An 18,522-nucleotide genomic window follows, 5' to 3' on the forward strand; every position below is an offset into this window, starting at 1 on the left:
GATAAGTGTGAACGCTCGACTTGAGCAAGTCGTGCTCGGAAAGGAGGTGATCCAGCCGCACCTTCCGATACGGCTACCTTGTTACGACTTCACCCCAGTCATGAACCCTGCCGTGGTAATCGCCCTCCTTGCGGTTAGGCTAACTACTTCTGGCAAAACCCACTCCCATGGTGTGACGGGCGGTGTGTACAAGACCCGGGAACGTATTCACCGCGGCATGCTGATCCGCGATTACTAGCGATTCCAGCTTCACGTAGTCGAGTTGCAGACTACGATCCGGACTACGATGCGTTTTCTGGGATTAGCTCCCCCTCGCGGGTTGGCAACCCTCTGTACGCACCATTGTATGACGTGTGAAGCCCTACCCATAAGGGCCATGAGGACTTGACGTCATCCCCACCTTCCTCCGGTTTGTCACCGGCAGTCTCTCTAGAGTGCCCTTGCGTAGCAACTAGAGACAAGGGTTGCGCTCGTTGCGGGACTTAACCCAACATCTCACGACACGAGCTGACGACAGCCATGCAGCACCTGTGTCCACTTTCCCTTTCGGGCACCTGATGCATCTCTGCTTCGTTAGTGGCATGTCAAGGGTAGGTAAGGTTTTTCGCGTTGCATCGAATTAATCCACATCATCCACCGCTTGTGCGGGTCCCCGTCAATTCCTTTGAGTTTTAATCTTGCGACCGTACTCCCCAGGCGGTCAACTTCACGCGTTAGCTACGTTACTGAGGAAATGAATCCCCAACAACTAGTTGACATCGTTTAGGGCGTGGACTACCAGGGTATCTAATCCTGTTTGCTCCCCACGCTTTCGTGCATGAGCGTCAGTCTCGTCCCAGGGGGCTGCCTTCGCCATCGGTATTCCTCCACATCTCTACGCATTTCACTGCTACACGTGGAATTCTACCCCCCTCTGACGCACTCTAGCCTTGCAGTCACAAGCGCCATTCCCAGGTTGAGCCCGGGGATTTCACGCCTGTCTTACAAAACCGCCTGCGCACGCTTTACGCCCAGTAATTCCGATTAACGCTCGCACCCTACGTATTACCGCGGCTGCTGGCACGTAGTTAGCCGGTGCTTATTCTTCCGGTACCGTCATCCACGCCAGGTATTAGCCAGCGCGATTTCTTTCCGGACAAAAGTGCTTTACAACCCGAAGGCCTTCTTCACACACGCGGCATTGCTGGATCAGGGTTGCCCCCATTGTCCAAAATTCCCCACTGCTGCCTCCCGTAGGAGTCTGGGCCGTGTCTCAGTCCCAGTGTGGCTGATCGTCCTCTCAGACCAGCTACTGATCGTCGCCTTGGTAGGCCTTTACCCCACCAACTAGCTAATCAGACATCGGCCGCTCCTATTGCGCGAGGCCGTTACCGGTCCCCCGCTTTCACCCTCAGGTCGTATGCGGTATTAGCTAATCTTTCGACTAGTTATCCCCCACAACAGGGCACGTTCCGATGTATTACTCACCCGTTCGCCACTCGCCGCCAGGCCGAAGCCCGCGCTGCCGTTCGACTTGCATGTGTAAGGCATGCCGCCAGCGTTCAATCTGAGCCAGGATCAAACTCTTCAGTTCAAATCCTTGTGATCCCGAAGGATCTCGCTCTTTCGAGCGGTCGCTCACTCTCAGAAAACTGACTGGCTCCATCGTCTTGACGCCGATGAAGCCACGTTTTGCTGTGCGAGCACTTGATAACTTTTGAGCTGTCGCCGATCCCGAAGAATCGACTGTGACTGCCGCTATCGAGCGCCCACACTTATCGGTTGTTCGTTTGTTAAAGAACTCACGCGCCGGCTTTGCCGTTCGCGTCGCTGCGTTGTCAGCAGCAGAGAAACGAGATTATGCAGAACATTTCGCTTCTCGTCAACAGGTTGTCAGCACTTTTTTGCTGCGGCTCCAGCACCGCAGCGCCTTCGCCTTCCCCGCCAACCCCGCCAACCCCGCCGCCGTTCGGCTGCGAGGGGGCGAATATTAAGGGACGGCGCCGCCGAAGGCAAGCAAATTAAGTAAAAACCCGAATTCGGCCTTGAAGTGCCTCAAAGACAACAAATGTCGCAGCGGTGACAGCTTCGCCGGAACGCTTCCCCTAAGCTGGCGGCCCATACCGATAAGAACACCCCTGACTACGATCCAGTCAATCAGTCGAAGGAGACAACCATGACGCTGATCCCGAACGCCGGCCTGTCGCTGGTCACTGGCGCCACCGATGTGCCGCTGTCGGACCAGACCATCGCCGAACTGCTGACCGCCACGGTGGCGGCCCACCCCGACGCGGAAGCCGTCGTCTTCCGCGAACAAGGCATCCGCTGGACCTGGCGCCAGTTCAGCGAGCAGGTCAACCGCCTGGCCACCGGCCTGCTGCAGCGCGGCATCGCGCGCGGCGACCGCGTCGGCATCTGGTCGCCGAACCGGCAGGAGTGGCTGGTGACCCAGTTCGCGACCGCCCGCATCGGTGCGATCCTGGTCAATATCAATCCGGCCTACCGGCTGGCCGAGCTCGAGTACGCGCTGAACAAGGCCGGTGTCCGGATGCTGATCACCGCCGCGCGCTTCAAGTCGAGCAACTATATCGAGATGCTGCAGAAACTGGCGCCGGAACTGGCCACCAGCCAGCCGGGCGCGCTGCGCGCGGCACGGCTGCCCACGCTGCAATGGGTGGTGCGCATGGGCGAGGAAGAAACCGCCGGCATGGTCCGCTATGCCGAAGTGCTGTCCACGCCGGATACCGCCCGGCTGGACGCCATCGGTTCGGCGCTCGGCCCGCACGACCCGATCAATATCCAGTTCACCAGCGGGACCACCGGCAACCCGAAGGGCGCCACGCTGACGCACCACAACGTGGTCAACAACGGCCGCTTCGTGGCGATGGCGATGCGGCTGACCGAGCGCGATTCGCTGTGCATTCCGGTACCGCTGTACCACTGCTTCGGCATGGTCCTGTCGGTGCTGGCCTGCGTCAGCGTCGGCGCGCGCATGATCTTCCCCGGCGAAGCCTTCGACCCGCTGGCGACCATGCAGGCCGTGCACGACGAACGCTGCACCGCGCTGCACGGGGTGCCGACGATGTTCATCGCGCAGCTCGACCATCCCGACTTCGCCCGCTTCGACTTCACCTCGCTGCGCACCGGCATCATGGCCGGCGCACCGTGCCCGATCGAGGTGATGAAGCGCGTGGTCAAGGACATGCATATGGCGGAAGTCACCATCGCCTACGGCATGACGGAGACCAGCCCCGTCTCCTTCCAGAGCGCGACGGACGATCCGCTGGAAAAGCGGGTGGCGACGGTCGGCCGCGTCCAGCCGCATCTGCAGTGCAAGATCGTCGACGAAACCGGACAGGTCGTGCCGGTCGGCGCCACCGGCGAGCTGTGCACCCGCGGCTATTCGGTGATGCTGGGCTATTGGGAGGATGACGCGCGCACGCGCGAGGCGATCCGCGACGGCTGGATGCATACCGGCGACCTGGCGACGCTCGACGAGCAGGGCTATTGCAATATCGTCGGCCGGGTCAAGGACATGGTGATCCGCGGTGGCGAGAACCTGTACCCGCGCGAGATCGAGGAATTCCTGTTCCGCCATCCGAAGGTGCAGGCAGTGCAGGTATTCGGCGTGCCCGATCCCAAGTATGGCGAGGAGCTGTGCGCGTGGATCGTGCTCAAACCCGGGCAGAGCGCGACCGAGGACGAGATCCGCGCGTTCTGCCGCGACCAGATTGCCCACTACAAGATCCCGCGTTATGTTCGTTTCGTCGACGACATGCCGATGACGGTCACCGGCAAGGTGCAGAAGTTCGTGATGCGGGAGACCATGATTCGCGAACTGGGGCTCGAGCCGGCAGCGACCGCCTGACCGTTCGCTGCGCCGTGACGGCCGGCGCTTCGGCGTCGGCTGCCGCCGTCCCCACCGCAGACCGCAGACAGGAGCGCCCGCCATGGCCGTCCACATCGTCAGGCTCGGAACCCCGCGCAGCGCCGGCGAAGGCCTGCGCATCGGCACGGTGCGCAGGCCGCCGCGCGGCGTGCCGCGCAGCGAATACGCCAGCCGGGACTTCTACGATGTCTGGTTCCCGCTGCTGTCGCCCTCTCCGGAACTGGTCGCCGAAGCCAAGCATGCCCAGGAAGAGGAAGACGACAAGGCCTGGCGCCATTTCGAGCGGCGCTTCCAGGCCGAAATGGCCGAACCCGAGGCCAGCCGCACGCTCGACCTGCTGGCCGCGCTGTCGCACCAGACCAATTTCGCGATCGGCTGCTATTGCGAGGACGAACAGCGCTGCCACCGGTCGATCCTGCGCAAGCTGCTGGCCAAGCGCGGCGCGGCGTTCGCCTAGGTCGTCTCCCTGAAGGAGGCTGGCGGCCCGCGACGCCAAAGCGGTGGAGCCGGTGCGGAGTGGCCGAGCCGGTGCGGAGCGGCGGGGACCGCGGTAAGCGGCGAGAGCGGCGGCACGCCGCGCGGACTGCGGTGACGGCGGGCAGCCCTAGAGCAGCCGCGGCCAAGGGCCAGCGGCCAGCGGCCAGCGGCCAGCGGCCAGCGGCCACGCTATGATAGGCGCCTTGCGCACCACGCCGTTCTTTGCGACTCGCCATGCGGGCTGCGCCCACGGGTCCCGCGGATCCGTACGTTGATCCGTCCGCTTATTGCCCGCTTATTTGCCCGCTGACTTGCCCGCTGACTTGCCCGCTGACTTGCCCGCTTATTTGCCCGCTTATTTGCCACTACGCCCATGGCATTGAACCTGGTCTGGCTGTCCTTTTTCCTGTCCGCCTTCGCCATCGGCTGCGTGCGGCTGGCACATGGCGATGCCGCCATCTTTCCGGCCATGCTGGCGAGCCTGTTCGACAGCGCCCGCACCGCCTTCGAGATCTCGCTGAGCCTGGCCGGCATCATGGCGCTTTGGCTCGGCATCATGCGGGTCGGCGAGCGTGGCGGCGTGGTGCAGGGCTTCGCGCGCGCGGTCAATCCGGTGCTGCGGCACCTGTTTCCCGGCGTCCCGCAAGGCCACCCCGCCCAGGGCGCGATGATGATGAACGTCTCGGCCAATATGCTGGGCCTGGACAATGCCGCGACGCCGCTGGGCCTGAACGCGATGCGCGAGCTGCAGACGCTGAGCGACAAGCCCGACACCGCGACCGATGCGCAGATCATGTTCATCGTGCTCAATACCGCGGGGCTGACGCTGATTCCGACCTCGGTGATCGCGATGCGGCAGGCGGTCGCGCTGAAGCAGGGTCTGGTCGGCTTCAACGCCGCCGACATCTTCCTGCCGACGCTGCTGGCGACCGGCGTGTCCTGCCTCGCCGGGCTGGTCGCGGTGGCGTGGACTCAGCGGCTCAATCTGCTCAAACCCGCCATCCTCGGCACGCTGGTGGCGATCGTGGCCGCGCTCGGCGGTCTGGCGGTCTGGCTGCGCCGCGCGCCGGCGCCGCAAGTCGACACCGTGACCGCGCTGGCGGGCAGCCTCTTTATCCTGGGCCTGATCGTGCTGTTCCTGCTGTGCGGGGCGGCGCGGCGGGTCAACGTCTATGAGGCCTTCGTCGACGGCGCCAAGGAAGGCTTCGGCGTGGCGGTGCAGATCATTCCCTACCTGGTGGCGATCCTGGTCGCGATCGGGCTGTTCCGCGCCAGCGGCGGCATGGACTGGCTGATGCAAGGCCTGGCGGCCGCCGTCGCCAGCCTCGGGCTGAATACCGACTTCGTGCCGGCGCTGCCGGTCGGCCTGATGAAGGTGCTGTCCGGCGCCGGCGCGCGCGGCCTGATGGTCGACGTCATGACGACCTACGGCGTCGACTCCTTCCAGGGCAAGCTGGCCGCGATCATCCAGGGATCGACCGAAACCACCTTCTATGTGCTGGCGGTCTACTTTGGCAGCGTCAATGTGCGTCGTACCCGGCATGCGCTGGGCTGCGCACTGTTCGCCGATGCGGTGGGCTTGGTCGCCGCCATCGGCATCGCCTACCTGTTCTTCCATTGATAGGACTGGGCTGGCGGCTTACGGGGACAGATTACTGTTGCACTGACACAACGAAATCGTACCGATTTCAGCTTTTTGGAACGCGGACCTTGGTGCGTCGCAACAAGCCGCGTATAGTGAAGTCTGTCTCCTCCACCACCTCGGTGGATTCCAGCCCGCGCACAACCTGCGCGGGTTTTTTTTCGTCCACATTTCGGCGCTTCCTGGCGGGGCGGCCTTACTCCGCTCCGACGCGTTGGTGCGCTGCAGCATCAACGAGTCGATGAAGTAAGCGAGCACTCGCCATCGAAGGGAAGCCCGCACGCGAAACAGGGGCCGGATCCCGATCCAGGACTCCCGGCTGGCGTGTGCCGCCCAATATCCTAGAATGGTCGTGACTCCCGTCCCTTTCCGGCCGAGGCACGCCATGCCTGAGATCCTGTTTCCCAGCAGCGTCCCCACCTACTGCGCAGCCAGCCTGACGCTGTCGTGCCCCGCCACCGTCAACGGCCAACCGTCCCGCTATTCGATCACCGCCGAAGCGCTCGAGTCGCATTTCGGCGCGCGCTCGCCGCGCGAGGAAGACCTGGTACGTGCCTTCACCGACCATCGGCCACGCATCGAAAGCATCGCGCAGTCGCTGTTCGAGATGACCCGTTCGCGCAATATCGTGCTGCGCAGCGGGCACGTCCGCTTCGTTCCCGAATCCTGATCCCGACGCGCTAATGGCATGGCGCTAACACGCCCGCCAATTAATTGACCGAACGGTCGGTTTATATATAATGCTTCCTACCGCCCGGCCCACGCACGGCCGGGACCCGCCAGAGGAGGCGCTATGTACACCCAAAGCCTGGACCTGCCCCAACAGCCCCTGTCGGCCGACGCGCAGCGCGCCGCCAACGAAGGCGCGCATGCCCCCAGCAACGCGGCCGAAAGCGCCGAGGCGCAGGCCGCGTTTGATGCGCGCCTGGCCGCGGACGGCAAGATCGAGCCGCAGGACTGGATGCCTGCCGCCTACCGCAAGACGCTGGTCCGCCAGATTTCGCAGCACGCGCATTCCGAGATCATCGGCATGCTGCCCGAGGGCAACTGGATCACGCGCGCGCCGTCGCTCAAGCGCAAGGCGATCCTGCTGGCGAAGGTGCAGGACGAAGGCGGCCACGGCCTCTATCTCTATTCGGCGGCCGAAACGCTGGGCACCTCGCGCGACGAGATGGTCGACGCCCTGCATCGCGGCAAGGCCAAGTATTCGTCGATCTTCAACTACCCGACGCTGACCTGGGCCGATGTCGGCGTGATCGGCTGGCTGGTCGACGGCGCGGCGATCATGAACCAGATTCCGCTGTGCCGCTGCTCCTACGGTCCGTATGCGCGGGCGATGATCCGCATCTGCAAGGAAGAGTCGTTCCACCAGCGCCAGGGCTTCGACGCGCTGCTGGCGATGATGCGCGGAACCGACGCGCAGCGCGAGATGGTGCAGGACGCGGTCAACCGCTGGTGGTTTCCGGTGCTGATGATGTTCGGCCCGCCCGATGCGGCGTCGACCAACAGCGCGCAGACCATGGCCTGGGGCATCAAACGGATCTCGAACGACGACCTGCGCCAGAAATTCGTCGATGCAACGGTCGAGCAGGCCAAGGTACTCGGCGTCTCGCTGCCCGACCCCGGCCTGCGCTGGAACGAGGAACGCGGCCACTACGACTACAGCCCGCTGGACTGGGACGAGTTCTGGCGGGTCATCAACGGCGACGGCCCGTGCAACCGCGAACGGCTGGCGACGCGCGTCAAGGCCCACGAGGACGGCGCCTGGGTACGCGAGGCCGCGCTGGCCCACGCCGCCAAGGTGGCACAGCGCGAAGCGGCGCAAGCCCGCGCCGCGGCCTGAGCCGCAACGGCTCCGGCAAGTGACCGCAAGCCGCCGACAGGAGACAAGCAAGATGACGCAAAAGGAATGGCCGCTGTGGGAAGTGTTCGTCCGCAGCAAGCAGGGCCTGGAACACAAGCATTGCGGCAGCCTGCACGCGGCCGACGCGCACCAGGCGCTGCGCATGGCGCGCGACGTCTATACGCGGCGCCAGGAAGGCGTGTCGATCTGGGTGGTGCCGTCGTCCGCGATCACCGCCAGCGTGCCCGACGAGAAGGCGGAGCTGTTCGACCCGATGGCCGACAAGATCTACCGGCATCCGACCTTCTATCAGCTGCCCGATGAAGTCAACCATATGTAAGAAGGGCCGCGCATGACCGCCACGCTCAGTCCCACCCCTTCGCCGCTGCTGTCCAACCTGCCGCTGGCGCGCACCGCCGGCTGGCAGTACGTGCTGCGCCTGGCCGACAACGCGCTGATCCTCGGCCAGCGCAACGCCGAGTGGTGCGGCCACGGACCCGTACTGGAAGAAGACATCGCGCTGGCCAATATCAGCCTGGACCTGATCGGCCAGGCGCGCCTGCTCTATGCGCGCGCCGGGGAACTGGAGGCCGAACTGACCGGCCGGGCGCGCCACGAGGACGACTACGCCTACTGGCGCGGCGAGCGAGAATTCCGCAACTGGACGCTGCTGGAGCTGCCGCACAGCGGGCCGCTGGCCGGCACCGCCTCGTCGGACCGCAACTACGCCGTCACCATCGTGCGCAACTTTCTCTACAGCGCGCTGATGGTCGAACTGTGGAGCGCGCTCGCAGGCAGCCGCGACGCCGGTCTGGCCGCGATCGCCTCGAAGTCGATCAAGGAAGCGCGCTACCACCTGCATCACGGCGCGGACTGGCTGGTGCGGCTGGGCGACGGCACCGAGCTGTCGCACGAGCGCACCCAGCGCGCGCTGGACCATCTGCTGCCCTATATGAACGAATGCTTCGTGCCGGATCCGGTCGAACAGGAAGCGGCGGCGCAGGGCATCGCGGTGCCGACCGCGGAACTGCGGCCGGCCTGGCAGGCGACCGTCGAGCAGACCGTGGCCGAAGCCACGCTGACGCTGCCCGCCGCGACCGGTTTCGTGTCGACCGGCAAGCAGGGCCTGCACTCCGAGCACATGAGCTACCTGCTGGCGCAGATGCAGAGCCTGGCGCGCGCCCATCCCGGCGCGCACTGGTAACGGCGGACGCCGCGCATATCGAGGCCGATCCCATGCCAGCCACCTTGACCCTCCCGGGCATGCACGCGGATTCCGACGCGGCTTCCCACGCGGATTCCCACGCAAACGGGCACCCGGACACCCGCCTGCACGCAGTCCACGCCGATGCCGACGCGCAAGCGCGCGCGGCCCGCGCCTGGACCGTGCTCGACGCGGTGCCCGATCCCGAGATCCCGGTGGTGTCGATCCGAGATCTGGGCATCCTGCGCGAGGTGGTGATCGCCGACGACGGCGCGCTGGAGATCGTGATCACGCCCACCTATTCGGGCTGCCCCGCGATGGCGGAGATCGCCGAGGACATCGGCCGCGCGCTCGAGCAGGCGGATCTTGGCCCGTGGAAGATCCGCACCGTGCTGGCGCCGGCGTGGACTACCGACTGGATCACCGCCGAGGGCCGCGACAAGCTGCGGGCCTACGGCATCGCGCCCCCGGCGCGCTGCGCCGACCAGGGTGTGCCAACCCGGCCGCTGCGCTTCGTGCCGCGCCATCGCGCGCCCGGCGATACTGGCGCTGCGAACGCTACGGGCGCTCGGGTTGCTACGGGCGCCGCAGGTGCCACGGGCGCCGTAGGTGCCACGGGCGCCGTAGGTACCACGGGGGCCGTAGGTGCCACGGGCGCCAGGGCCACCGACAACGTCACCTGCCCGCACTGCGGCAGCCCCGACACCGAGACGCTGTCGCAGTTCGGCTCGACCGCGTGCAAGGCGCTCTACCGCTGCCGCGCCTGCCGCGAACCGTTCGACTACTTCAAACCGTACTAGCCACCGTACCAGCCAGGCCGCCCGGCTCGCGCCGCGGCCCACCGTTCCCACGCCGCCATGACCCCTCAGTTCCATCCGCTGCGCGTGGCGCAGGTCCGCCCCGAAACCGCCGACACCGTCTCCGTCGCCTTCGAGGTCCCGCCCGCGCTGCGCGACGCCTACCGCTTCAAGCAGGGCCAGTTCCTGACGCTGCGCACGTCGATCGACGGCCAGGAGGTACGGCGCTCGTATTCGATCTGCTGCGGCGTGCAGGACTACGACCAGCAGGGCGAGTTGCGCGTCGCGGTCAAGCGGGTCGACGACGGGCTGTTCTCGAACTTCCTGCACGATGCGGTGGTGCCGGGCCACACGATCGACGTGATGACGCCGGACGGGCGTTTCCATATCCCGCTCGACCCCGAGGCGGCGCGCCACTACGTGGCCTTCGCCGCCGGCAGCGGCATCACCCCGGTGATGTCGCTGATCCGGACCACGCTGGCGGTCGAGCCGAACAGCCGCTTCACGCTGGTGTACGGCAACCGCAATGTCGACAGCATCATCTTCGCCGAGGCGCTGGACGACCTGAAGAACCAGTACCTGTCGCGCCTGACGCTGTACCACGTGCTGTCGCGCCAGCCGCAGGAGGTCGATCTGCTGCATGGCCGGCTGGACCGCGCACGGGTGCAGGCCTTCCTCGAGACGCTGATCCCGGTCGAGGACATCGACGCCGCCTTCGTCTGCGGCCCGGCCTCGATGATCGACGACGTCGAGGCCGCGCTGAAGGACGCCGGCCTGGACCCGCACAAGATCCACGCCGAGCGCTTCGGCGTGCCGCTGGCGCAGCCGCGCCGGCAGCCCGTCAAGGTGACCACGGACGAGGCCGGCACCGCGCAGCTGGTGGTGGTGCTCGACGGCAAGCAGCACGCGATGCGCATCCCGCTGCAGGACGCCAACGTGCTCGACACCGCGCTGGCCGCGGGGCTGGACCTGCCCTATGCCTGCAAGGGCGGGGTCTGCTGCACCTGCCGCGCCAAGGTGCTCGAGGGCAAGATCGAGATGGAGAAGAACTACACGCTCGAGCCGTGGGAGATGGACAAGGGCTTCGTGCTGACCTGCCAGGCCCGGCCGCTGACCGAGCGAGTGGTGGTCAGCTACGACGAGCGATAGGCCGGAAGTGGACCGCGGGACCGCGGGACAGCGCCGCCGCCGAACCCCGTGACCCAACACGGCCGAACGCGGGATGCAGCGCGCGACGAAACGCGCGACCGGACGAGCCGAACGCGCGGCGGCGCACGCACCGCCGCCGTCCCGCCGCGCTGCATGGTTAAAATGGCCGCTGCCTGAAACCGCGCGCCCGGGCGCCCCCGCGCAGATACCGCGCTGCCCCGGCCCGGATACTGGCCAGATACTGCCCGGATAGTGTCGGGATACTGCCTGGATGCGGCGCCGCCCGCCGCCCGCGCGGTGCTGTTGAGCCGTCTTATCCATATACAATCACGGCCATGCAATACATCCACGTCGTCAACGGTGACATGGCGGGCAACACGCTGCGCCAGGCACTGGCGCAAGCCGCCCGTCCGGACCCCGTCGTCGTGCTGCGCGACGACCTGGCCGTCGGCCCGATCGCCGACGTGGACAGCAGCGGCCTGATCCGCTCCGGCTTCTGGCAGCGCGTCGCCCCGCACAGCGAGATCGACTTCGCCGCCGAGATGCGCCAGGCGCTGGACCAGCTGCAGGGCCTGCGCCAGAGCGAGCCCGAGGTCGCGATCTGGCACGGCCAGAGCGCCTCCGACCAGCTGATGCTGCGCCGGGTCGTGTTCCACCTGTACCAGAGCCCGCAACGGATCAACGAGGTCGCGATGGACAGCCGCGAGCTCGACGGCACCACCCAGGGCAACCTGACCGCGATCGGCATGTATCCGGCCGCCCGGCTGGCGCGCCGCTTCTCCACCATCGCACCGGTCTCGGTGCTGCGGCTGGGCCGGCTCGGCTACGAGTGGCAGCAGAACGTCAAGGAAAACGCCGACGTGCGGCTGTGGAAGGGCAATACGCTGGTGCCGGCGGCCTACCACTCCGTCGACGAGGTGATCCTGGAGCGCGCCCCGCTCGAATGGACGCCCGCGGCCCAGGTGGTCGGCAGCGTGATGGGCGCGATCGAAGGCCTGCTGGCCAGCGACTGGTTCGTGTTCTGGCGCTGCCGCGAACTGATCGGCGCCGGCCAGATGGTTCTGCGTGGCAATGCCGATTCGCTGCAGACCTGCGAGCTGCGGCGAAACCTGACGGCCGATTCCTGATGGCCCGTACCAAGGCGCCCGACTTCGAGGCCCAACGCGAACAGATCCTCGAGCTGGCCGCGGCGGCGTTTGCCGCCAGCAGCTATCCGAGCACGTCGATGGCCGACCTGGCCGCGGCCTGCGGCACGTCGAAGGCGCGGCTGTACCACTACTACGAGAGCAAGGAAGCGATCCTGTTCGACCTGCTCGATCGCTATACGCGCCGGCTGATGCTGATCGTCACCGAGGTCGAGGCCGAGGCCGAGCGCCAGGGCCACAGCGAGCGCGACAGCTTCGCCAATCTGATCCGCGCCTTCCTGGCCGAGTACGAGACCTCGCAGACCCGGCATATCGCGCTGATCAACGACGTCAAGTTCCTCGCGCCCGAGCAGCGGGACATCATCCTGAAGCGCGAGCGCGATGTGGTCGCGGCCTTCTCGCGCCAGTTGCGGCGGGCCTATCCGGAACGGGTCACGCGCGAGAACCAGACCGCGCTGACGATGACGGTGTTCGGCATGATCAACTGGACCTTCACCTGGCTCAAGCCGGGCGGCAAGCTCTCCTACGCCGACTTCGCCGAGATGGTGATCGACCTGCTGGCGGGCGGGCTGCCCGGACACGCGCGCGCCTGACGCCGCGGCGCTCCCGCGATAGAATGCCGCCTGCGCCGGGGACGACCCCGCGCCGCCGCGGCAAGCCGTTCCGGCTTCGAGATTCGATCCAGCGGCGCCCGACCAACCGGGGACGGCCCCGATGCCTCGACACCATCGCAGCCCACCATGCCCTGGATCTACGTTCTGCTCGCCGGCCTCACCGAAATCGCCTGGGCCACCGGCCTCAAATACTCCGAAGGTTTCTCCCGCCTGTGGCCATCGGCCTTCACCATCGTGACGATGGTGGTCAGCTTCTGGCTGTTGTCGCTCGCCATGCGCGCGCTGCCGCTCGGCACCGCCTACGCGGTCTGGACCGGCATCGGCGCGGTCGGCTCGTTCGCGGTCGGCATCCTGCTGTTCGGCGAATCGGCCAGCTTCTGGCGGCTGTTCAGCGCCGGCCTGGTGCTGGCCGGCATCGTCGGCCTGAAGCTGTCGTCGTAGCGGCGCGCGCGACACCGGCGGCGGCGGGGGCAGAGACACGCGCGACGGCGAGGGTGACAACGAAGGCGCCGACGAGGGCGGCGACCCCGGCGCGGGTCACGACCACTCTGCCTCCTCGCGCCGGCGCCGCTGCTCGCGGTCCTGCCTGAACATTTCCTCGAGCTCGTCGCGCGCCTGCCGCGCCAGCGACACCATCGTCTTCTGGTCGGTGTAGTGCGGGTAGAAGCGGTCGATCGCGGCGATGTTGTGGCGGCGGAATTTCATCGCCGCGGCGCGCGCCTCGGACGGGTCCAGCCCCAGCCCCTCGAGCACGCGCCGGCCGAGCATCAGCGAGCCCTCGAACATCTCGCGCTCGAACAACTCGACGCCGCGGTCCTTCAGCAGATAGACGTGCGACACATGGCGGGCGCGGGCGTAGATGCGCAGATGCGGAAAGCGCTGGCGCACGCGGTCGATCAGCGCCAGGCTCTCGTCCATGCCGTCGACCGCGACCACCAGGATCTTCGCCTTCGCCGCGCCCGCGGCTTCGAGCAGGTCCATGCGCGTGGCATCGCCATAGAAGACCTTGAAGCCGAACTGCCGCAGGAAATCGATCTGATCGGGGTCGTGGTCGAGCACCGTCACGCCGATGCCCTGCGCATACAGCAGACGGCCGACGATCTGGCCGAAGCGGCCGAAGCCGGCGATCAGCACCGGGTTGTCCTGCGGTTCGATGGTCTCGTCCGCCCGCTGGCGCAGCTTGCCGGCCCGCGGCGCGACGATCTGGTCGTAAGCCAGCAGCAGCAACGGCGTGGTGACCATCGACAGCGCCACCACCAGCACCAGCAGCGCGGCGATGTCCGGCGGCAGCAGCCCGGCCGAGCGCGCCACGCCGAACACGACGAAGGCGAACTCGCCGGCCTGCGAGATCAGCAACGCAAACAGCAGGCGCTGGCCGCGCGCGATCTCGAAGCGGGGCGCCAGCAGCCGCAGCACCAGCACCTTGGCGCCAACCACCGCGGCGACCATCCCCAGCACCTGCCACGGCTGCTGCGCCATCACGCCGAAGTCGATCGACATGCCGACCGCCATGAAGAACAGTCCCAGCAGCAGGCCCTTGAAGGGCTCGATGTCGGCCTCCAGCGCGTGGCGGTATTCCGAGTCGGCCAGCAGCACGCCGGCGAGGAAGGTGCCGAGCGCCATCGACATGCCGACCGCTTCCATCATCGCGGCGATGCCGACCACCAGCAGCAGCGCGAAGGCGGTGAACATCTCGCGCATGCCGGTGCGGGCGATGAAGCGCAGCGCCGGACGAACCAGGTAGCGCCCGCCGATGACCACCGCGGCGATCACCGCCACCGCCTTGGCCGCGCCGATCCAGGCGTGGCCAAGGCCGGCTGCGATCCGTCGAACGTCAGCATCGGCAGCAAGGCGATCATCGGGATCGCGGCGATGTCCTGGAACAGCAGGATGCCGAAGCTGGCCTTGCCGGCCGGCGTGGCGAACAGATTGCGCTCGCCCAGCGTCGCCAGCGCGATCGCGGTCGACGACAGCGCCAGGCCCAGCCCGGCCACCAGCGCGACCTGCCAGCTGGCGCCGAAGGCCGCGGCCAGCGCGCCGATCAGCAACGCGCAGCCGGCCATCTGCAGGGCGCCATAGCCGAAGATGGTCTGGCGCAGCGCCCACAGCTTGGTGGGCGCCAGCTCGAGGCCGATCACGAACAGCATCAGCACGACGCCGAATTCCGAGAAGCTCAGGATCGATTCGACGTCGGTGACCACCCGCAGCGCCCAGGGCCCGATCGCCGCGCCGGCGAGCAGATAGCCGAGCACCGCTCCCAGGCCGAAACGGCGCGCCAGCGGCACCGCCACCACCGCGGCGACCAGGAACACCAGCACCACGCGCAGCGCATCATGCGGATTCATGCGAGCTCCAGCCGGGCGGCCGCGGTGGCCGCAGTGGCCGCCTTGGTCGAGCCGCCTTCGTCGCCGTGGCCCAGCGCGGCCATGACCTCGGCGATCACGCGCTGCACACCGGCCTCGTCCAGCCGGTAGGCGTCGTGGATCGCGATCGGCGCGCGCCACGTCATGCCGCATTCCAGCGCCATCTGCTCCAGCGGCAACAGGAACGAGGACAGCGGATGCCGGTGCACGCCCTCCGCCGAGTAGGCCTCCTCGGTGCCGCGCGTGCTGGCCACCACCAGGCAGGACTTGCCGCGCAGCGCGGTGCCGCCCGGGCCGTGGGCCCAGCCGCGCTCGAGCACCTCGTCCATCCACAGCTTCAGCAGCGGCGGCACGCTGAACCAGAAGGTCGGAAACTGCAGCACCACGGTGTCGGCGCACGACAGCGCGCGCTGCTCGGCCACCACGTCGATGTCGTAGTCGGGATAGCGGGCATAGAGATCGCGCACGTCGACATCGGGCAGCGCGGCGAGCGCCTCGGCCAGCGGCCGGTTCACATGCGAGCGCTTCGCGCGCGCATTGGCATAGATCACAACGATGGGTCGGGCGGGCATGGTGTGTAGCAGGCGTTACTTTCAACGGCAGGGCGGGATGGCGCGGAACGCCGCAACAGACTGCGGCGTTGCAACATTTCCACACCCGGGAATCACCGGATAGGCAAGCAAGATATTGATTTTTAAGGGATTACTGGAATGTCAGTCCGGCCGTCCGGCGCTCTGCGACGCACCATGCTTACGCCAAACTGACAAATGCGCTACAATACTTTTCGCGTTGCCGCAAGATAGGATTTGCCCCATCCATTAGGAAATTGCATTGTGATGGTCTACTTTGACAAGTCTGCTTGCCGCGATGTGACGTTTATACCCTGAATCGCCCAAGGAACAGAAAGTGAATCCGCTCGAACTGAGCAAGGCGGTCGGTGCCTTCACCGACGAAGATCTTCGCAAAGCAGCCGCAGCCTCGCAGGCCGCCCAGCGCCCGACCACTCTGGTGCGCGAGCTGGGGGCCCAGCATCGCTCGCGCCTGCTGAAGCATTTTCTCGCCCTTGGGGAGGAAGATCGCCTGCTCCGCTTCGGCCAGTCGGTGGGCGACCACGTGATCGAGGCCTATGTCGACAGCATCGACTTCGACCACGACACGGTGTTCGGCGTCTACGACGAGCATATCGAGCTGGTCGGCGTCGGCCACTTCGCCAACCTGCGCGACAACGCCCAGGGCCGCGTGGCCGAGTTCGGCGTATCGGTGTCGCAGAGCGCGCGCGGGCGCGGCATCGGCAGCGCGCTGTTCGAGCGCGCCGCCATCCATGGCCGCAACACGAACGTGCGCACGCTGTACATGCACTGCCTGTCGCGCAACGCCGCGATGATGCACATCGCCAAGAAGGCCGGCATGAAGGTCCAGTACGCCTACGGCGAGGCCGATGCCTACCTGGAGCTGCCGCCGGCGGACACGGTCAGCCGCCTGACCGAGGCGATCGACGAACAGGTCGCGGACCTGGACTACGTGGTGCGCCGCAACCTGCGCGACGCGCGCCGCTTCGGCCAGCGCTTCTGGCGCTCGATCATGCCGCAGAAGAGCACGGCCTGATCGGCATCGACACCCGCCGACAGGGAAACGGCGCGCCGACTGGCGCGCCGTTTTTCGTTTGGGGCCTGCCAGGGCAACGCCGCCGGGCCGGTCGGTCGTCAAGGCGCTCCGCCGCTTGGCTGCCCGGGGGCGTGCCGCTCGGTGTGTCCGCCGCTCGCTCGGCCGCTCGGTTGCTCAGCCGCCAACCACCGGCAGCGCCGTGGTGTCCTTGATCGATTCGAGCGCGAAACTCGAGCGCACATCGATTACCGCCGGATGGGCCAGCAGCTGGTCCTTCATGAAGCGGGCGAAGTGGTCCATGTCCTCGACGTAGACCTTCAGCAGCAGGTCCATCTCGCCCGTCATCGCATGGCAGGCGGCGACCTCCGGCCAGATCGCGATGGCGGCACGGAACAGGTCCAGCGGCGCCTTGCCCTTGGGCGCGCCGCCGTGCTTTTCCAGGCGTACGTTGATGTAGGCCAGCAGTCCCAGCCCGATCTTGCCCGGCTCCAGCAGCGCCGCGTACTGCCGGATCACGCCGATCTCCTCCAGCCGGCGGATGCGCCGCAGGCATGGGCTAGGCGACAGGCTGACGCGCTCCGCGACTTCGAGATTGGTCAACCGCCCGTTGGTCTGCAGGACCTCGAGGATCTTCCGGTCGATCTTGTCCAGCTCCACCTTGCTCACGATATTGTTGCTCCGCAATAAGACAGCCAGCAATTTTTTTGCGCAAATTTAGCAAGACGGGCACAAGGTTGCAATTTTTTGTGAGATGACGTGTCCTCCGGCGCCGAGCCGCCGCCATTCCACGACGGCCGGACGAATGCACGGCTCGGCCGAGCACGCCGCGAGTCGGCCGAGTACGGCCGCCGGCGAACGCCAACGACAAAGCGCGCGGCCTTTCGGACCGCGCGCTTCTTATTGCCCCGTATCGGCCTCACCGCGCTGCGGCGGGACGCCGGGGGAGCGCCGGGGAATTACCGCTCAACCGCCCTCGGTCGACGGCACCGCGGGGTTGTTCGGCTGCGTCGGCGGGGTGCCGGCATTGCCGGCGGTTCCCGGTGCCCCCGGCGCGCCGGGTGCGCCCTTCATGCCGTGGTGGTGGCGGTGCATCCGCTCCATCCGCTGGTGATGGGCCTGGCGCATGCCGGCGCCGATTTCGTCGCGCGTCAGCTTGCCGTCCTTGTTGGCATCGAGGCGGTCGTAATGACTGGCCAGGCGCGGCATGCCAGCCTCGGCCTCCTGCTTGCTCAGCGCGCCGTCGCCATCCTTGTCGGCGGCCTTGAAGCGCGCATCGAAGCGCTCGCGCATCTGCTGGCGGTGCTGCTCGTGCTGGGCCTTGTGGAAGGCGCGCATCTCGTCCCGGTCGATCTTGCCGTCCTTGTTGGCATCGACGCGGGCGAACATCGCATCGGCTTCCGCCTTCGAGATCGCGCCGTCGCGGTCGGTATCGGCCGCGCGCAGCGACATGCCGCCGTGGTGGCCGTGGTGGCGATGATGACGGTGGTGGTGGCCGTCGGCGCGGTGACCCTTGTGCGCCGGCTTGCCTTCCGCCGCGGAGGCAGCGGCGGCTGCTTGCGGCACGGCCTGGGTGACGGGGGCCGGTGCCTGAGTCTGCGCGATCGCGCTGCCGCCGATCGCCAGGAACACCGCCGAAGCGGCCAGCAACTGGTGAACAGGGCGCGGCTTGATGGTGTTTCGTGACATGTCTGTTTTCCTTGTTTCGGTCGACTGGTCGGATTGACCATGTACCGATTAGAACGCAGACGATGGCGGGAAGTTGGCCGGATTAATAGGATGTTACGCGGCTCACAGAAACGGCCCCGGGCTGTAAAC

General features: G+C 66.8%; 16 protein-coding genes, 1 rRNA gene and 1 pseudogene. 13 read left to right on the forward strand and 5 right to left on the reverse strand.

Annotation, left to right across the window (positions count from 1 at the left end; translation table 11 throughout):
* Positions 1–39: 39 nt before the first annotated feature.
* Positions 40–1,573, reverse strand: a 16S ribosomal RNA gene (locus KZ686_RS02540).
* A 582-nt stretch (positions 1,574–2,155) separates the two neighbouring features.
* On the opposite strand from KZ686_RS02540, the gene KZ686_RS02545 reads away from it, so the two are divergent.
* The 12 genes from KZ686_RS02545 (at position 2,156) to sugE (ending at position 13,180) form a co-directional block, all read left to right on the forward strand.
* Complete coding sequence (locus tag KZ686_RS02545; RefSeq protein WP_265632944.1) at positions 2,156–3,847, forward strand: AMP-binding protein; 1,692 nt, start codon at positions 2,156–2,158, stop codon at positions 3,845–3,847.
* An 82-nt stretch (positions 3,848–3,929) separates the two neighbouring features.
* Positions 3,930–4,325, forward strand: coding sequence for a DUF488 domain-containing protein (locus KZ686_RS02550; protein WP_149317581.1), 396 nt, complete (start codon positions 3,930–3,932; stop codon positions 4,323–4,325).
* A gap of 393 nt (positions 4,326–4,718) precedes the next feature.
* Entirely contained in the window at positions 4,719–5,966 is a 1,248-nt protein-coding gene (locus KZ686_RS02555) for a nucleoside recognition domain-containing protein (protein WP_226107697.1), read from the forward strand.
* Positions 5,967–6,372: 406 nt separating this feature from the next.
* The gene (locus tag KZ686_RS02560) at positions 6,373–6,657 is read left to right on the forward strand and encodes a DUF1488 family protein (RefSeq protein WP_053822693.1); all 285 of its coding nucleotides are present in this window, start codon (positions 6,373–6,375) and stop codon (positions 6,655–6,657) included.
* A gap of 123 nt (positions 6,658–6,780) precedes the next feature.
* Positions 6,781–7,830 carry a 1,2-phenylacetyl-CoA epoxidase subunit PaaA gene (gene paaA / locus KZ686_RS02565; protein WP_226107699.1) on the forward strand — a complete coding sequence of 350 codons (1,050 nt, stop codon included), beginning with the start codon at positions 6,781–6,783 and terminating at the stop codon, positions 7,828–7,830.
* 52 nt (positions 7,831–7,882) lie between these two features.
* Entirely contained in the window at positions 7,883–8,170 is a 288-nt protein-coding gene (gene paaB / locus KZ686_RS02570; protein WP_006579224.1) for a 1,2-phenylacetyl-CoA epoxidase subunit PaaB, read from the forward strand.
* Between the two features lie 12 nt (positions 8,171–8,182).
* Positions 8,183–9,034: a 1,2-phenylacetyl-CoA epoxidase subunit PaaC gene (gene paaC / locus KZ686_RS02575; RefSeq protein ID WP_265632945.1), complete on the forward strand. Its 852-nt coding sequence runs from the start codon at positions 8,183–8,185 to the stop codon at positions 9,032–9,034.
* A 32-nt stretch (positions 9,035–9,066) separates the two neighbouring features.
* The gene (gene paaD, locus KZ686_RS02580; RefSeq protein ID WP_265632946.1) at positions 9,067–9,834 is read left to right on the forward strand and encodes a 1,2-phenylacetyl-CoA epoxidase subunit PaaD; all 768 of its coding nucleotides are present in this window, start codon (positions 9,067–9,069) and stop codon (positions 9,832–9,834) included.
* Between the two features lie 57 nt (positions 9,835–9,891).
* On the forward strand, positions 9,892–10,980 hold the full coding sequence (gene paaE / locus KZ686_RS02585; protein WP_265632947.1) for a 1,2-phenylacetyl-CoA epoxidase subunit PaaE: 1,089 nt from the start codon (positions 9,892–9,894) through the stop codon (positions 10,978–10,980).
* A 335-nt stretch (positions 10,981–11,315) separates the two neighbouring features.
* Positions 11,316–12,107 (forward strand): DUF1835 domain-containing protein, encoded by a 792-nt coding sequence (locus tag KZ686_RS02590; protein WP_149317576.1) that lies wholly within the window; start codon positions 11,316–11,318, stop codon positions 12,105–12,107.
* The gene (locus tag KZ686_RS02595) at positions 12,107–12,718 is read left to right on the forward strand and encodes a TetR/AcrR family transcriptional regulator (RefSeq protein ID WP_149317575.1); all 612 of its coding nucleotides are present in this window, start codon (positions 12,107–12,109) and stop codon (positions 12,716–12,718) included. The genes KZ686_RS02590 and KZ686_RS02595 overlap by 1 nt, the downstream gene beginning before the upstream one ends.
* Before the next feature lie 147 nt (positions 12,719–12,865).
* On the forward strand, positions 12,866–13,180 hold the full coding sequence (gene sugE, locus KZ686_RS02600) for a quaternary ammonium compound efflux SMR transporter SugE (protein WP_006578904.1): 315 nt from the start codon (positions 12,866–12,868) through the stop codon (positions 13,178–13,180).
* Positions 13,181–13,276: 96 nt separating this feature from the next.
* Here sugE and kefC read toward each other — a convergent pair.
* Positions 13,277–15,084: pseudogene (gene kefC / locus KZ686_RS02605) on the reverse strand (glutathione-regulated potassium-efflux system protein KefC).
* Positions 15,081–15,674, reverse strand: a complete 594-nt coding sequence (gene kefF, locus KZ686_RS02610) for a glutathione-regulated potassium-efflux system oxidoreductase KefF (protein ID WP_223819509.1) — start codon at positions 15,672–15,674, stop codon at positions 15,081–15,083. The pseudogene kefC and the gene kefF overlap by 4 nt, the downstream one beginning before the upstream one ends.
* 334 nt (positions 15,675–16,008) lie before the next feature.
* Between kefF and KZ686_RS02615 the strand changes: the two genes are divergently transcribed.
* The gene (locus tag KZ686_RS02615; protein ID WP_149317573.1) at positions 16,009–16,707 is read left to right on the forward strand and encodes a GNAT family N-acetyltransferase; all 699 of its coding nucleotides are present in this window, start codon (positions 16,009–16,011) and stop codon (positions 16,705–16,707) included.
* Positions 16,708–16,881: 174 nt separating this feature from the next.
* Here KZ686_RS02615 and KZ686_RS02620 read toward each other — a convergent pair whose 3' ends face one another.
* Together KZ686_RS02620 and KZ686_RS02625 are read right to left on the reverse strand one after the other, a co-directional pair.
* Positions 16,882–17,373: an Lrp/AsnC family transcriptional regulator gene (locus KZ686_RS02620; protein ID WP_150082551.1), complete on the reverse strand. Its 492-nt coding sequence runs from the start codon at positions 17,371–17,373 to the stop codon at positions 16,882–16,884.
* A 297-nt stretch (positions 17,374–17,670) separates the two neighbouring features.
* Positions 17,671–18,393: an EF-hand domain-containing protein gene (locus KZ686_RS02625; RefSeq protein ID WP_265632948.1), complete on the reverse strand. Its 723-nt coding sequence runs from the start codon at positions 18,391–18,393 to the stop codon at positions 17,671–17,673.
* Positions 18,394–18,522 lie beyond the last annotated feature (129 nt).

The sequence above is a fragment of the Cupriavidus cauae genome (genome assembly GCF_026210475.1).
GTDB classification, from domain to species: domain Bacteria; phylum Pseudomonadota; class Gammaproteobacteria; order Burkholderiales; family Burkholderiaceae; genus Cupriavidus; species Cupriavidus cauae.